Origin of the sequence: Sphingomonas ginkgonis, assembly GCF_003970925.1 — a bacterium.
Taxonomy (GTDB): Bacteria; Pseudomonadota; Alphaproteobacteria; order Sphingomonadales; family Sphingomonadaceae; genus Sphingomicrobium; species Sphingomicrobium ginkgonis.
The window spans coordinates 2,653,318-2,667,274 of record NZ_RWJF01000001.1; the positions used below are offsets into that span (position 1 = coordinate 2,653,318).

Annotated in this window: 15 protein-coding genes; 4 read left to right on the plus strand and 11 right to left on the minus strand. The window is 68.0% G+C overall.

What is annotated here, in order from left to right; genetic code table 11:
- Nucleotides 1-48: 48 nt before the first annotated feature.
- Nucleotides 49-2,112 (plus strand): TonB-dependent receptor, encoded by a 2,064-nt coding sequence (locus HMF7854_RS12775; RefSeq protein WP_239016980.1) that lies wholly within the window; start codon nucleotides 49-51, stop codon nucleotides 2,110-2,112.
- On the opposite strand, the gene HMF7854_RS12780 is transcribed toward HMF7854_RS12775, so the two are convergent.
- Nucleotides 2,090-2,554, minus strand: coding sequence for a cupin domain-containing protein (locus HMF7854_RS12780; protein WP_126719494.1), 465 nt, complete (start codon nucleotides 2,552-2,554; stop codon nucleotides 2,090-2,092). The two genes, HMF7854_RS12775 and HMF7854_RS12780, sit on opposite strands and share 23 nt — an antisense overlap.
- A gap of 27 nt (nucleotides 2,555-2,581) precedes the next feature.
- Between HMF7854_RS12780 and dapE the strand changes: the two genes are divergently transcribed.
- Nucleotides 2,582-3,709: a succinyl-diaminopimelate desuccinylase gene (gene dapE / locus HMF7854_RS12785; protein WP_126719496.1), complete on the plus strand. Its 1,128-nt coding sequence runs from the start codon at nucleotides 2,582-2,584 to the stop codon at nucleotides 3,707-3,709.
- A 271-nt stretch (nucleotides 3,710-3,980) separates the two neighbouring features.
- Here dapE and HMF7854_RS12790 read toward each other — a convergent pair whose 3' ends face one another.
- A complete protein-coding gene (locus tag HMF7854_RS12790) occupies nucleotides 3,981-5,129 on the minus strand; it encodes an acyl-CoA dehydrogenase family protein (RefSeq protein ID WP_126720221.1) in 1,149 nt (382 codons plus the stop codon).
- 112 nt (nucleotides 5,130-5,241) lie between these two features.
- Between HMF7854_RS12790 and HMF7854_RS12795 the strand changes: the two genes are divergently transcribed.
- Nucleotides 5,242-6,426, plus strand: coding sequence for a thiolase family protein (locus tag HMF7854_RS12795; protein WP_126719498.1), 1,185 nt, complete (start codon nucleotides 5,242-5,244; stop codon nucleotides 6,424-6,426).
- A 71-nt stretch (nucleotides 6,427-6,497) separates the two neighbouring features.
- On the plus strand, nucleotides 6,498-6,869 hold the full coding sequence (locus HMF7854_RS12800) for a hypothetical protein (RefSeq protein ID WP_148104706.1): 372 nt from the start codon (nucleotides 6,498-6,500) through the stop codon (nucleotides 6,867-6,869).
- A gap of 31 nt (nucleotides 6,870-6,900) precedes the next feature.
- Here HMF7854_RS12800 and HMF7854_RS12805 read toward each other — a convergent pair whose 3' ends face one another.
- From HMF7854_RS12805 to HMF7854_RS12845, 9 genes are all read right to left on the minus strand, one after another.
- The gene (locus HMF7854_RS12805) at nucleotides 6,901-7,383 is read right to left on the minus strand and encodes an SH3 domain-containing protein (protein ID WP_126719502.1); all 483 of its coding nucleotides are present in this window, start codon (nucleotides 7,381-7,383) and stop codon (nucleotides 6,901-6,903) included.
- Entirely contained in the window at nucleotides 7,383-8,789 is a 1,407-nt protein-coding gene (locus HMF7854_RS12810) for an NAD(P)H-dependent flavin oxidoreductase (RefSeq protein ID WP_126719503.1), read from the minus strand. Before HMF7854_RS12810 ends, HMF7854_RS12805 begins: the two co-directional genes overlap by 1 nt.
- Before the next feature lie 139 nt (nucleotides 8,790-8,928).
- Entirely contained in the window at nucleotides 8,929-9,333 is a 405-nt protein-coding gene (locus tag HMF7854_RS12815; protein WP_126719505.1) for a glycine zipper 2TM domain-containing protein, read from the minus strand.
- A gap of 96 nt (nucleotides 9,334-9,429) precedes the next feature.
- Nucleotides 9,430-10,287 (minus strand): carboxylating nicotinate-nucleotide diphosphorylase, encoded by an 858-nt coding sequence (gene nadC, locus HMF7854_RS12820; protein WP_126719507.1) that lies wholly within the window; start codon nucleotides 10,285-10,287, stop codon nucleotides 9,430-9,432.
- Nucleotides 10,288-10,324: 37 nt separating this feature from the next.
- Nucleotides 10,325-11,158, minus strand: coding sequence for a metallophosphoesterase family protein (locus HMF7854_RS12825; protein ID WP_126719508.1), 834 nt, complete (start codon nucleotides 11,156-11,158; stop codon nucleotides 10,325-10,327).
- Nucleotides 11,159-11,213: 55 nt separating this feature from the next.
- Complete coding sequence (locus tag HMF7854_RS12830; RefSeq protein WP_126719510.1) at nucleotides 11,214-11,747, minus strand: NUDIX hydrolase; 534 nt, start codon at nucleotides 11,745-11,747, stop codon at nucleotides 11,214-11,216.
- Complete coding sequence (locus HMF7854_RS12835; RefSeq protein ID WP_126719511.1) at nucleotides 11,744-12,418, minus strand: TPM domain-containing protein; 675 nt, start codon at nucleotides 12,416-12,418, stop codon at nucleotides 11,744-11,746. Before HMF7854_RS12835 ends, HMF7854_RS12830 begins: the two co-directional genes overlap by 4 nt.
- Nucleotides 12,418-13,215 (minus strand): TPM domain-containing protein, encoded by a 798-nt coding sequence (locus HMF7854_RS12840; RefSeq protein WP_126720222.1) that lies wholly within the window; start codon nucleotides 13,213-13,215, stop codon nucleotides 12,418-12,420. The genes HMF7854_RS12835 and HMF7854_RS12840 overlap by 1 nt, the downstream gene beginning before the upstream one ends.
- An 88-nt stretch (nucleotides 13,216-13,303) precedes the next feature.
- The gene (locus HMF7854_RS12845; RefSeq protein WP_126719513.1) at nucleotides 13,304-13,903 is read right to left on the minus strand and encodes a LemA family protein; all 600 of its coding nucleotides are present in this window, start codon (nucleotides 13,901-13,903) and stop codon (nucleotides 13,304-13,306) included.
- Nucleotides 13,904-13,957 lie beyond the last annotated feature (54 nt).

Genomic DNA, 13,957 nt, shown 5'->3' on the forward strand with positions numbered 1-13,957 from the left:
CTCATGTCCCTTCCGCTTATGCTCTCCCTCCTCGCCGCGCCCGGAGTCATGGCTCCTGCCGCCCCCGCCGAGGCCGGCGGGACTGCCGCGGCCGCCACCAACGCGCCCCCGGTGCCCGGTTCCGCTCGCGACGCCCACCCTGATCCCGACAATGCGATCGTCGTGACGGCGGTCCGCCGCAACGGCAACGACCTCCTCGGCGGGGTCTCGGTGCTCGATCAGCAGGCGCTGACCCGCGACGCCCGGCCGAGCATCGGTGAGACCCTCGCCAAGCAGCCCGGCGTCAGCGCCTCGAGCTTCGGGCCGACCGCCTCGCGCCCGATCCTCCGCGGCCTCTCCGGCGACCGCATCCGCCTTCTCACCGACGGGATCGGCAGCCTCGACCTGTCCGACGCCGGCCCCGACCACGCGGTCGCGATCAACCCGCTCACCGCCGAGCGGATCGAGGTGCTCCGCGGGCCGACCGCCCTCCTCTACGGCTCATCGGCGATCGGCGGCGTGGTCAACGTCATCGACAACCGCATCCCGCGCCGTGTCCCGCCCAACGGGGTGGCGGACAACGCGCTCGCCGAACTGGGCTCCGCCGCCCGCGAGCGCTCGGTCAACACCGGAGTCGACGTCGGGCTCGGCGCTCACTGGGTCGCCCACGTCGACGGCAATTATGCCAAGTTCGACGACCTTCGGATCGGCGGCTACGTCCTCTCCGACCCGCTGCGCGCCGAAGCCGCCGCCAGCACCGATCCGGCGATCCGCGCGCTCGCCGACCTCAAGGGCAGGCTCCCCAACACCGCCGGACGGACCGACGGCGCCGCCGCCGGGCTCGCCTATGTGGACGGCGGCCTCAACATCGGCGGCTCGGTCAGCACCTACAACAGCCGCTACGGCGTCCCCGTCCGCTACTCGCTCGACCCCGGCGGCGAGAGCGAGCAGCCGACCATCGACGCCCACCAGCGCCGCGCCGACGTCCGTGCCACCGTTCCGCTCGGCGGCTTCTTCCAGAGCTTCAACCTGCGCGGCGGGATCGGCCGCTACCATCACGACGAGCTCAACGCGCAGGGTCAGGTCGGCACCAGTTTCTACAGCAACGGTGGCGAGATTCGCGCCGACCTCGCCCAGACCGAGCGCGGCGGCTGGGGGGGCACCACCGGCGTCCAGTATCTCGAGAAGAGCGCGCGCATCCGCGGCGACGAGAAGTTCCTCCCCGACAGCCGCCAGAAGCAGCTCGGCCTGTTCACCCTGCAGACCTTCGCCAGCGGCCCGGTCCGGATCGAGGGCGGCGCCCGGATCGAGTCCAGCAGCCTCTCCGCCGACGCGGACCCGCAGATCGGCACGCCGGACCTCAGCCGCAGCTTCACCACCGTCTCCGGCTCGCTCGGCGCCAGCTACGAGGTGGTGCCTGGCTGGCGCGCGGGTGTTTCGCTCGCCCGCTCCGAACGCGCGCCGGCGGTCGAGGAACTGTTCGCCAACGGTCCGCACGGCGGCAGCGAGACGTTCGAGCGGGGCGATCCCAACCTCCGCACCGAGCGCAGCCTGTCGGGCGAGCTCACGCTCCGCCATACGACCGGCCCGGTCCATGTCGAGGCGAACCTCTACTACAGCCGCTTCTCGAGCTTCATCTACCAGACGCCCACCGGCGAGACGCTCGACGACCTGCCGGTCTATGCCTTCCAGCAGGGCAAGGCCCGCTACTACGGCTTCGAGCTTCAGGGCGACGCGCGCCTCGGCCATGCGCTGGGGATCGACTGGGGCGGCGAACTCGTCTCCGACGCGGTCCGCGCGACGATCAGCGGCTTCGGCCCGGCGCCCTTCATTCCGCCGTTCCGCGTGCTCGGCGCACTGACCGGCTCGCGCGGGCCGTTCGACGGCAGGCTCGAGGTGGAGCGGACCAGCGCGCAAAACCGCACGGCGCCCAACGAGACCCGGACCGCCGGCTTCACGATGGTCAACGCCTCGCTCGACTGGCACCCGTTCAAGGCCAACCCGGCGCTCACCCTGTCGCTGCAGGGCAACAACCTGTTCGACGTCGACGCCCGCCGCGCCACCAGCCTGCTCAAGGACTATGCCCCGCTCGCCGGGCGGGACATCCGGCTCACGGCGCGGCTCGGCTTTTAGCGTACGGCGTGCCGTCCTTGACATAGTCGCCGGCGGGCGTGAACATCATGTCGATGTCCGAATAACCTCCGCCGGCGTCGCTCCCCGCGCTGACGCACAGGAAGCGGCACGGCGCGTCGCCCCGGTTGACGAGGTGATGGCCGTTGCGCACCCCCGCGGCCCAGGCGACGATGTCGCCTGCTCGCACCGGGGTCTCGCCCTCGTCTTCGATCAGCACCGCCTCACCTGCCAGCATGACCAGCAGTTCGTCCTCGCCCTCGTGCCAGTGGCGCTGGCTCGACCAGGCGCCGGGATCGAGCGTCACCTCGCGGGCGCCGAGCGCGGTCAGCCCCGCCGCCTGCCCCACCGCTCTCTGCCAGCGGCCGGCGACCGGCTGGTGGAACGGCGGTGGGTAGCCGGTGCGATTGCTGGGCGTGAGCCGGTCGAGCTCGACCTTGGGCATGGCCATCTCCTTTGCTAGGCGACACGGATGTCGATCAATCCCATCGCGCTGACGACCGCGCTGATCAACTGCCCCAGCATCACGCCCGCCAGCGGCGCGGTGTTCGACGTGCTCGAGCAGGCACTCCGGCCGCTCGGGTTCACTGTCCACCGCTTCGTGCTCGGCGAGGCACCCGACGGCCCGACCGAGAACATGGTCGCGATCCGCGACAGCGGTCCCGGCCCGCACTTCGGTTTCGCCGGACACCTCGACGTCGTCCCCGCCGGCGACGGGTGGGACGGCGACCCCTTCGCGACCCGCATCGAGAACGGCATCGTCACCGGTCGCGGCGCCGCCGACATGAAGGCCGCGATCGCCGCCTATGTCGCCGCCGTCTCGCGTGTCGAGCCACGCCCCGGCACCCTCTCGCTCCTCATCACCGGGGACGAGGAAGGCTACGCCACCTGGGGCACGCCGCGCATCATCGACTGGCTGAACGAACGGGCGATCCGCCCCGACATGATCCTGATCGGCGAGCCGACCTCGGTCGAGCGGCTCGGCGACACGGTCAAGATCGGCCGCCGCGGCTCGGTCAACTTGTGGATCGAGGTGCCGGGAACGCAGGGCCACGTCGCCTATCCCCACAACGCCGACAACCCGGTCCCGGCGCTCGCCCGGATCGTCGCCGCGCTCGACGCGCTCCACCTCGACGACGGGACCGAGGCCTTCCCGCCATCCAACCTCGAATTCACCGCTGTCTCGACCCCCACGCAGGCGAGCAACGTCATCCCCGGCAGCGCTACCGCGCAGCTCAACATCCGCTTCAACAATCTCCAGAAGGGCACCGACCTCGTCCGTCGGGTCGAGGAGATCGCGCGCCGCGAGGCCCCGAACGCGGTCGTCCGCTCGCGCATCTCGGGCGAGGCCTTCCTCACCCCCGCCGGGCCGCTCTACGATCTCGTCACCGCCGCGATCCGCGAGGAAACCGGGGTCGAGCCCGAGCTCTCCACCAGCGGCGGCACCAGCGACGGCCGCTTCCTTATCCAGCTCTGCCCGGTGGTCGACTTCGGGCTGCCAAACGGCAGCATGCACAAGGTCGGCGAGCATGCCGCGGTCGCAGATATCGAGGCGCTGAGCCGAATCTACGAACGGGTCCTGCGCAAGCTCGCCGCCTGACCCTTCACGGTCTCGCCGGTGGTACCGGCTTGCGGAATAGGGTTTCGACTGATCTGCTGCCCGGGCGTCAGCGCAGGCTCTTTCTCTTCCAAATCAGGCCCCAAGGCCGCGCCGGGTCACACCCGCAGATGAAAGCCGGGGGGGTGTGACCTTTGGGACCTTTCGCCGGCTGATCGGTCGCCGGACGGTGTGACCTTTGGGACCATTCACCGTCCACTGCCCGTTCGGCGGTGTGACCATTCAGACCTTTCGAACGCGAGCCCGGCACGGGCTAGGCCGCGCCGATCAGCTCCCGCCCGATCAGCATCCGGCGGATCTCGTTGGTCCCCGCGCCGATGTCGAGCAGCTTGGCGTCGCGCATGTAGCGCTCGACCGGCCAGTCTTTGGTGTAGCCCGCGCCCCCCAGCGCCTGGACCGCTTCGCCGGCGACCTTGAACGCGCTCTCGCTCGCCAGCAGGATCGCGCCCGCCGCGTCGAACCGCGTGGTCCGACCGGCGTCGCAGGCCTTGGCCACCTGGTAGACATAGGCGCGCGCCGAGTTGAGCGCGACATACATGTCGGCGACCTTGGCCTGCATCAGCTGGAATGCGCCGATCGGTTTCCCGAACTGCTTGCGCTCGCGCAAATAAGGGATGACCACGTCGAGGCAGGCCTGCATGATTCCGAGCTGGATCCCGGCGAGCACCGTCCGCTCATAGTCGAGCCCGCTCATCAGCACGCCGACCCCGCCGTTCTCCGGGCCCATGACGTTCTCGGCGGGGACGAAGCAATCGTCGAACACCAGCTCGCTGGTAGGCGAACCGCGCATTCCGACCTTGTCGATCTTCTGTCCGATCGAGAAGCCCTCCATGTCCTTCTCGATCAGGAAGGTGGTGATTCCGCGGCTGCCCTCGCCGGTCTTGGCATAGACGACCAGCGTGTCGGCATAGGCGCCGTTGGTGATCCAGAACTTGGTGCCGTTCAAACGCCAGCCGTTGCCGCTCTTCTCGGCCTTCAGCTTCATCGAGACGACGTCGCTGCCCGCCCCCGCCTCGCTCATCGCCAGCGCGCCGACATGCTCGCCGCTGATCAGCTTGGGCAGATATTTGCGCTTCTGCTCTTCGCTCGCCCAGCGGCGGATCTGGTTGATGCAGAGGTTCGAGTGGGCACCGTAGCTCAAGCCCACCGAGGCCGAGGCCCGCGCCACTTCCTCCTGCGCGACGACATGCTCGAGATAGCCGAGCCCGAGGCCGCCCCATTCCTCCTCGACGGTGATCCCGTGGAGCCCGAGCGCACCCATCTCAGGCCACAGGTCGATCGGAAAGCGGTCGTCTTCGTCGATCTCGACGGCGATCGGCGCAATTCGGTCGGCGGCGAAGCGCTGAGTCGAGTCGCGGATCGTGTCCGCCATCTCGCCAAGGTCGAATTCCAGCCCGGGCATCGTCATTGTAACTCTCTCCTCTTGAACAAGGCCGCTAGCAGAGCGGTGAAGATTTGAACAAGGCGCGCCGGGCGCTTATGTGCAGTGCAACAACGAACCGCTGGAGTATCCCATGGCTACCGATCCCGTCGTGATCCTCTCCACTGCGCGCACCCCGATGGGCGCCATGCAGGGCGCGCTTGCCGACGTCTCCGCGACCGATCTCGGCGCGACCGTCGTCAAGGCGGCGGTCGAACGGGCCGGGGTCGACGGTGGCGAGATCGACCGCATCTACATGGGCTGCGTCCTCCCCGCCGGGCTCGGCCAGGCTCCAGCGCGGCAGGCGGCGCTCAAGGCCGGCCTGCCCAAGTCGGTCCAAGCGACGACGGTGAACAAAGTCTGCGGTTCGGGCATGCAGACGGTGATCATGGGCGACGAGGCGATCCGCGTCGGCAACGCCGACATCATCGTCGCCGGCGGCATGGAGTCGATGACCAACGCGCCCTACCTGCTGAAGAAGCATCGCTCGGGCGCGCGCATCGGCCACGACAAGATCTACGACCACATGTTCCTCGACGGGCTCGAGGATGCCTATGAGGAAGGCCGCGCGATGGGCAGCTTCGCCCAGTGCACCGCCGACGAATATCAGCTGACCCGGCAGGACATGGACAGCTACGCGATCGAATCGCTCAGCCGCGCCAAGGCGGCGATCGACGGCGGCGCCTTCGCCGACGAGATCGTGCCGGTGACCATCAAGAGCCGCGCCGGCGAGACCGTCGTCGACACCGACGAGGCGCCGGGCCGCGGCCGTCCCGACAAGATCCCCCAACTGAAGCCCGCCTTTGCCAAGGAAGGCACGATCACCGCCGCGACCAGTTCCTCCATCTCCGACGGCGCCGCCGCGGTCGTCCTCGCCCGCGAATCGCTGGCAAGCGAGAAGGGCCTGACCCCGGTCGCCCGGATCGTCGCAACCGCCGCCCACGCGCAGGAGCCGGCGCAGTTCACCATTGCTCCCGTCGGCGCGATCGAGAAGCTGCTCAAGAAGGCTGGCTGGTCGGTCTCCGACGTCGACCTGTGGGAGGTCAACGAGGCGTTCGCCTGCGTCGCCATGTTCGCGATGAAGGACCTCGGCATCCCGCACGAGAAGATCAACGTCCATGGCGGCGCGACCGCGCTTGGTCACCCGATCGGCGCGAGTGGCACCCGGATCCTCGTGACGCTCGTCAATGCGCTCAAGCACAAGGGCCTGAAGCGCGGCGTCGCCTCGCTGTGCATCGGCGGCGGCGAGGCCACGGCGGTCGCGGTCGAGCTGGTCTAGATCGCCCGCAACTCTCGAAAACGCGCCATTGCTGCTATCGTCTCTCCCCTTGGAAACAAGGGAGAGAGATGATGCGCCTGCTGTTGATCGTGCCTGCCGCCACGCTCCTGTTCACGGCCCCTGCCGCGCTCGCCAAGTCGACTGAGTTCCAGCTGAACGAGACGTCCTGGACGTTCGTGCGCGACAAGTTAAAGATGCGCGAGACGATCGACGCCAAGGGCAACTACATTCAGAACCAGATGAGCGGCAAACATGTCGACCATGGCACCGCGGTGATGAAGGATGGCAAGGCCTGCTTTACCAGCGCGATGAATTCGGATGGCGAGCGGTGCTGGACGGTCAAGCCCGTCGCCATCGGGCACGCCATGACCGCGGTCAGCGACAAGGGCGAAAAGCTGGTCGTTACCCGTACCAAGTACATGCCTCTGAAGATGCCGAAGTAGAGGCCGCGCGGGGACCACGCCGGCTCCCCGCCTATTTTACGCTCTCGTTCTCGTCGGTGCCCCATACGTCCGACTGGCGGATATAGCCGCGCTTCTTGGCGATCTCGATCCGGCACCAGTCGCCGTCGCAGTCGCTGATCCGTCCGACCACGCCCGGCTCCGCCTCGTAGGAGACGTGGCTCGCGCTCGCCGGCTTGTCGTGGATCGCACGCCGCTCGCCCGCCTTGATCAGCGCCGTACGGCGGTCGCTGAGCAGCGTCACGAGCATCCATCCGAGCGTGCCGTCAGGATCCTGGATCCGCCGCCAGTTCTCGTACACCGCGACGACCTTCACCGGCAGGTCGCGCCGCTTGTACAGGAACAGCCCGGGATAGTTGCGCCCCGGCCCCGCGCGGGTCTGCGCTTCGCCGCTGGCGATCGACGCCCAGTAGGGCGGCTTCTTCATCTGCGCCGCTGCCGGCGTCGCCGCGACCTGCAGCAGGACAGCAGTGGCGATCGCCCCCCAAACGCGCATCACGCCCCCGCCAGGATCCGGTCGACCAGCTGCTTCACCGTGGGCACGAACCCGTTCGAATAGAACGGATCCTTCTTGAAGCGGAATGCTGCGTGGCCCGCGAATAGCAGGTTCTGCTCGACGTCGCCGCCGTGCGCGACATCCTGCAGGGTCTTCTGGATGCAAAAGCTGCGCGGATCGGCGAGCCGCCCAGTCGAGTTCTTCTCATTGTCCGCCCAGCTCGAAAAGGCGCATTGCGACAGGCAGCCCATGCAGTCGGCCTGGTCCTTGCGGATCACCTTCTTCTCGTCTGGCGTGACGAACACCAAAGTCTCGTCGGGCGTCTTCAGCGCTTCGGTGTAGCCGGCGCCGAACCACTCGCGGGCGTGCTGCAGGTCACCCTTGCTGACCCAGTAGCCCTTCTTGTTGCCGACGCCGACATCGAGCTCGAAGTGATGGTCGCCGAGGCTTTCCTTGGTGAAGGCAATCTGTCGCTCGCTGCGTCCCTCGAGGTTGCGCAGGAACGGGTTCTTGACCGCCGAAGAATAAAAGCCCGTCGGCGAGAAGCGATGGAGCAGCACGTCGCCCTCCTCCAGCGTCATCAGCCGCGCCTTCCACTCGGGCGGAATGGGGCTTTCCTGGGTCAGCAGCGGACGCGTGCCGAACTGAAAGACGATGCTTCCGAGCTCGGGATTGTCAATCCAATGCTCCCATTCGTCGAGCCGCCATACGCCGCCGGCCATGACGATCGGCACCGTGTCGGCGATCCCGCCTTCGCGCATCACCGCGCGCAGTTCGGCAACGCGCGGATAGGGATCCTGCGGCGCGCGCGGGTCCTCGGCGTTGCTCAGCCCGTTGTGCCCCCCGGCAAGCCACGGATCCTCGTAGACGACCGCGCTCAGCCACTCGGCCGCCTTGGAGTAGGCCCGCTTCCACAGCGCTCGAAAGGCACGACCGGAGGAGATGATCGGAAGATAGGTGACGCCGTGGCGGGCAGCGATCTCGCTCAGCTTGTACGGCATGCCTGCGCCGCAGGTCACGCCCGCGACCAGACCCTTGGTGCGCTCCAGCACACCCTCGAGCACGCGCTGCGCGCCGCCCATTTCCCACAGGACGTTGATGTTGATCGCGCCCTTGCCGCCGGCGATCTCGTAGGCCTTGCGGACCTGCGCGACCGCGCCTTCGATCGCATAGTTGACGAGCTCGTCATGGCGCTCGCGACGCGTCAGCGCGCGATAGACCTGCGGGATGATCCGCCCCTCGGGGTCATAGCTGTCGGCGTTGACGGCACTGACGGTTCCGATCCCGCCGGCCGCAGCCCAGGCTCCGCTGCTGGCATGGTTGGTCGCCGAGACTCCCTTGCCCCCCTCGACCAGCGGCCAGACCTCGCGGCCGCCGTACATGATGGGCTTCAGGCCCTTGAACAACTTCGCTCTCCCAACGGTTCGCGGCGCTATACAGCCAATATCGGGCTTGCACCGTAAATTTCTTCTCTACCGGGGAACACAACGAAAGAGGGCCGGGGATCGCTCCCCGGCCCTCCGTGCTCGACCGATCGCCTGAGGCTTAGCAGCTGCTCCTGCCGACCTGGCGACCGAGGAGCGCCCCGACGGCACCGCCGATGATGGCGCCGGTCGTGCCGCTGCCACGATGCCAGCCGTCACCACGTCCGACCTGGCTGCCGATCAGCGCGCCCGCCGCGCCGCCGACGATGGTTCCGGTGGTGCCGCTGCAACGGTGGTTGCGGTAGCCGTAGTAGCTGCGGCCATAGTAGCCGCGATCGGAATAGCCGCGGCCGTAGTACTGGTTGCCGTAATAGCCATTGCCGTAATAGTTGTTGTAGCGCGGAGCATAGCCGCGGCCGTAATAAGGCTGGCTGTAACCATAGCCCTGGTAATACTGCGCGTCGGCAGCGGCGGGCACCGCAACAGCGGCAACGGCGGAAGCGGCAAGAAGAGCCTTCTTGAACATCTCAAATCTCCCTCGAACCGGCGATCACTAAGCCGGCGGTCGAAGGCCTTTCTGGGCGATTCGCACTGACCGATGCCTGAACGTCATGTTTTCCCGTCAGACAGGTTGCAGCGCGAAGTCGAGCCCGATGTCGACGGCCGGAGCCGACTGCGTGATTCGGCCTACCGAGACGTAGGTGACGCCCGTTTCGGCAATGCCACGGATGGTCTCGAGGCGAACCCCGCCGGAGGCTTCGGTCGGCACCCGTCCTGCCACCAGCGTCACCGCGTCGCGAAGCACTGGGGGCGGCATGTTGTCGAGTAGCAGCCGGTCCGCGCCCGCGGCGAGCGCCGGCTCGATCTGGTCGATACGGTCGACCTCGACCTGCACCGGCAGCCCGCTGTCGGCAGCCTTGGCGCGGCGCACCGCTTCCGCAACCCCGCCGCAAACCGCAACATGATTGTCCTTGATCAGCAGCCCGTCGTCGAGCCGCAGCCGATGGTTGTGCGCACCGCCCATCCGCGCCGAATATTTCTCCAGCAGCCGCAGCCCGGGAATGGTCTTGCGGGTGTCGAGCAGGATGGCGCCCGTCCCAGCAATTGCGTCCGCATAGTCGCGGGTCATGGTGGCGATGCCCGACAGATGCTGGAGCGTGTTGAGCGCCGATCGCTCCGCCGACAGCATCGGCAGCGCGAGCCCGGCGAGACGCATCAGCACCGTACCGGCATCCACCTTGTCGCCGTCGCTGACCGGGGCGTCCACCCAGACCTCGGGATCGAGCCGGCGGAAAAAGGCTTCGGCAATCGCCAGCCCCGCGACACAGATCGGCTCGCGCGTACGCATTATCGCGCCGAAGCGCGCATCGGGTCCGATCGTCGCGCGGCTGGTGACATCGCCGCCGGAGCCCAAGTCCTCTGCAAGCGTGCGGGTAACAAAATCGTCGAGGTCGAAACCGGGCAGGTCGAAGCTGGTCATGCTTGCGCCTTGGCCGAGGCGCAGGGGCGCGGCAAGCTCAGGCGCTCGCCGCGACCTGCCGCGGCGCCCGCCAGCCATCGCCCTCGCGCACGAAGCGCGCCGGCACGCCGGGCTCGAACCGCTGCCCGTTCCAACGCAGCAGACCGACCGTCACCGTGTCGCTGCCGAGCTCGAGCAGGTTGAAGCTCTGCGGCTCGTCGCGGACCCGCACCGAGGTGGCGGTCCCGGCCTGGATAACGAGCGCCGGCCCGGCACGAGTGACGAGATCGCTCGCGCTGTGGGTCGAGGCGCGATGGTTGTGACCGGCCAGCAGCAGGTCGACGCCGGCCTCGACGATCGCGTCAAGGGCGAGCTCCTGTCGCCCGACCGCCTCGCCCAGCTCATGCTCACCGACCGGCAGCGCGAACAAAGGATGATGGGTGATCAGCACGCGCAAGCCCGGCGTCGCCTTGGCGAACGTGTCGCGGATCAGCTGGACCTGTTCTTCGTTGATCCGCCCGTCCTTGAAGGTCGCCGACCGCGCCGTGTTGATGCCCAGCACCGCTGCGCCCTTGATCTCGACGAAGGGGCAGAGCGTGTCGTCGATGTAGCGACGGTAGCGGGCCAGCGGCGACAGGAAGCGCCGCAGGACGTCATAGAGCGGAACGTCATGGTTCCCCGGCACCGCGATCACCTCGTGCCCGGCATCACGCAGCCGGGTCAGGAAGGCACAGGCCTCCTTGAATTGCTCGGTGCGCGCCCGCTGGGTGAAGTCGCCGCTCACCACCACCAGGTCGGGCTTGATCGAGTCGAGTTCGCTTTCGACCTCGGCGACGATCAGCGGGTCGTGAGCGCCGAAGTGGAGGTCGGACAGGTGGACGATGCGCGGCATGGTGGATCAACCGATCCGTCGCGACTTGTTTCCGCGCATCTCGGCGCGGCTCAGCTCAGTTCCAGGCGGCGCCGAGCAACAGCAGCAATTTGACGTCCATCGCGACGCCCAGCTCGCGGCGCTCCGCCACGAAGTCGGGCAGCCTCGCCCGCTCGACTAGGTGTACCGTGATGTCCTCGTGACCAGGGATGCCGCCGCCCTCCCCAACCCGGGTGAGACCCGTGGCCCGAACCAGCGTAAAACTCTCGCTCAGCATGCCGGGTGAAGCGTGGAACTCGCCCAGCTCCTCGATCGCCGCGGCCTCAAACCCGGTTTCCTCGACGAGCTCCTTGTGCGCGGTGTCGATGACGCCCGCCTGCTCGTCCTCGTCGCCGATCAGACCTGCCGGGAGCTCGAGGCAACGGCCGCCGACGGGAACGCGATACTGCTCGACCAGCACGATCTTGCCGTCAGCCTCGGCGAGAATGACGACTGCGCGGATGCCGCCAACACGGCCCGCATATTCCCATTTACCCTGCGTGACCGCCTGGACGAAGCGCCCCTGCCAGCGGATTTCCTTCGGCGCGTCGTAATCGTTGTTGTCGCTCACAATTCGATCAGCTTGTCCGGAAGTTCGTTGATGTCAGCGGCGGTTTTGGGGAAATGTTCCGCCAGCACGTCGCCGATCAGACCGACGGCCGCGGCGATCCCGTCCGCCGGACGTCCCTGCTTCACGTCGGCGAGCAGGATCGCCATCGCCTCGCCCCAGCATTCCGGCGTGGTCACCTCATGGATCGCCTGGTCGGCGACGATCTCCGCGCGCCGTTCGCCCAGCGACAAATAGAGGAGAACGCCGGTGCGCCCGATCGTGCGCCGCTCGGCGGCCGCCTTGAACAGCGCAACGGCGCGGCGACGCACGCGCCGCTGCTTGGTCGCTCCGGGCGTAAGTGCGAGGCGCAGCGGCATCCACTTCAGAAGCAGCAACGCAATGGTGAACTTCAGGACCGCGACGAACATCAGCATCGCCAGCAGCTGCCCGAGAGTCGGCTCCTCGCTCCATCCGCCGTTGACGAGATGGAACGCCCAGTACAGCCAGCCCGGTGCGAAGGCCGACCAGGCAAGCACGGCGATCAGCACCGCGACTGCCCAGTGCAGGCCGACATCGTGGTAGGGGTCGCTGAGATCGGTCAGGATGGTGACGATCTCGCCGTCGCTGCGCGCTTCGGCAGCCGCGACCGCAGCGCTGACCTTGTCGTGGTCGGCATCAGACAATGCGGCCATTACCAGCTGCCTCCGGCGCCGCCGCCGCCGAAGCTGCCACCGCCGCCCGAGAAGCCGCCTCCGCCGCCGAACCCGCCGCCGCTGCCCCAGCTGGAGCCGCCTCCCCAGGTCGAGCTGCTGCTGCCGCCAGTCCCCGGTCCCCACAGGATGATCGGGCCGCCCCAACCGCCACCGCGGCGATAGCGGCGGCCGCCCAGTCGGCGGACCAGCGGGATGATGACGAAGAGGATGATGAAGATCCAGAACAGGACGGGCATCAGCCCCGCCGACTCCTGGTTGCGCGACGCGCTCCGCTGGCCGGCCTGCGCGGCCTGGGCTTGCGCTTGGTCGGGGGGAAGGCTCATCACGCGCGCGATTTCGGTGGCGCCGTCGACGATCCCGCCGCCCATGTCGCCGGCCCTGAAGCGGGGCAGGATCTTCTCGCGGATGATCTCGCCCGACACGGCGTCGGTCATGTACGCGCCGGCGCCATAACCGGTGGCGATCCACACCTTCCGCTCCTTGGGCGCGACCAGCAGGATGACACCGTCGTCCTTGCCCTTCTGGCCGATGCCCCAGGCACGCCCCAGGTTGTAGGCATAGTCGCTGATCACCTGCCCCTGAAGGTCGGGCACGGTAGCGACGACCAGCTGCCGACCGCCCGACTGCGCCTCGAGCGCAGCGGACTTGGAGCTGATGTCCATGACCTGCTCGGGCCGCAGCAGGTGCGCCTCGTCGACCACCCTCCCGGTCAGCTTGGGAAAGGTCTGCGCCGCGGCGAACGTCGCGACGAACAGCGCGAGCAGCACCAGCACCACGCCCGCGAGCGCGGCAGCCCAGCTAGTGGTTCGCGAGCGAAGCTGGACCCCCGCCTGCGCGGAAGCGACGGCGGGTTGCGGCACGGGCCTAGTTCCCGAAATCGACCTTGGGCGCGTTTTCGGACCCTGCGGCGGCCTGGAACGGGACCTTGGGCTTGGCGCCGTAGAAGATCTTGGCGCCGATCGCGTCGGGGAAGGTGCGGATGCGGGTGTTATAATCCTGCACCGCCGTGTTGTAGTCGCGGCGCGAAACCAAGATGCGGTTCTCGGTGCCTTCCAGCTGGTCCTGCAGCATGGAGAAGTTGTTGAGGCTCTTCAGCTCCGGGTACCGCTCTTGGATCATCGGCCCGAGCAGCGGCCGGATGCTGTTCGACACGGCTTGCTGGGCGTTGGCGAACTGCTGGACCTTGGACGGATTGCTGAGATCGGTCGGCGCGAGCTGGACCTGGGTGGCGCGCGAGCGAGCCTCCGCCACCCCGACCAGCACGGTCGACTCCTGCTTCGCCGCCGCCTTCACCGTCTGCACCAGATTGCCGACGAGGTCGTTTCGACGCTGGTAGTCGGCCTGGAGATTGGCCCAGGCCGCGTTGACCTTCTCCTCCGAGGTGGGAACCGAGTTCAGCCCGCACGAGGCGAGCGAGACTGCGGCAAGCGGCGGCACGAGACCGAAGCGGCGAAGATAGGTCATGCGATCGTTTCCCCTGAAAAACGAAGTGATCCGAACGTAGGAGCAGGCTGCCCC

What these genes read in the sequence shown, in the direction of transcription:
- HMF7854_RS12790 (WP_126720221.1), bottom strand. Translation starts at nt 5,129, where the DNA reads ATGCCCGGGCTGGAATTCGACCTTGGCGAGATGGCGGACACGATCCGC.
- HMF7854_RS12795 (WP_126719498.1), top strand. Translation starts at nt 5,242, where the DNA reads ATGGCTACCGATCCCGTCGTGATCCTCTCCACTGCGCGCACCCCGATG.
- HMF7854_RS12845 (WP_126719513.1), bottom strand. Translation starts at nt 13,903, where the DNA reads ATGACCTATCTTCGCCGCTTCGGTCTCGTGCCGCCGCTTGCCGCAGTC.
- HMF7854_RS12800 (WP_148104706.1), top strand. Translation starts at nt 6,498, where the DNA reads ATGCGCCTGCTGTTGATCGTGCCTGCCGCCACGCTCCTGTTCACGGCC.
- HMF7854_RS12835 (WP_126719511.1), bottom strand. Translation starts at nt 12,418, where the DNA reads ATGGCCGCATTGTCTGATGCCGACCACGACAAGGTCAGCGCTGCGGTC.
- nadC (WP_126719507.1), bottom strand. Translation starts at nt 10,287, where the DNA reads ATGACCAGCTTCGACCTGCCCGGTTTCGACCTCGACGATTTTGTTACC.
- HMF7854_RS12775 (WP_239016980.1), top strand. Translation starts at nt 49, where the DNA reads ATGGCTCCTGCCGCCCCCGCCGAGGCCGGCGGGACTGCCGCGGCCGCC.
- HMF7854_RS12825 (WP_126719508.1), bottom strand. Translation starts at nt 11,158, where the DNA reads ATGCCGCGCATCGTCCACCTGTCCGACCTCCACTTCGGCGCTCACGAC.
- HMF7854_RS12780 (WP_126719494.1), bottom strand. Translation starts at nt 2,554, where the DNA reads ATGCCCAAGGTCGAGCTCGACCGGCTCACGCCCAGCAATCGCACCGGC.
- dapE (WP_126719496.1), top strand. Translation starts at nt 2,582, where the DNA reads ATGTCGATCAATCCCATCGCGCTGACGACCGCGCTGATCAACTGCCCC.
- HMF7854_RS12805 (WP_126719502.1), bottom strand. Translation starts at nt 7,383, where the DNA reads ATGCGCGTTTGGGGGGCGATCGCCACTGCTGTCCTGCTGCAGGTCGCG.
- HMF7854_RS12815 (WP_126719505.1), bottom strand. Translation starts at nt 9,333, where the DNA reads ATGTTCAAGAAGGCTCTTCTTGCCGCTTCCGCCGTTGCCGCTGTTGCG.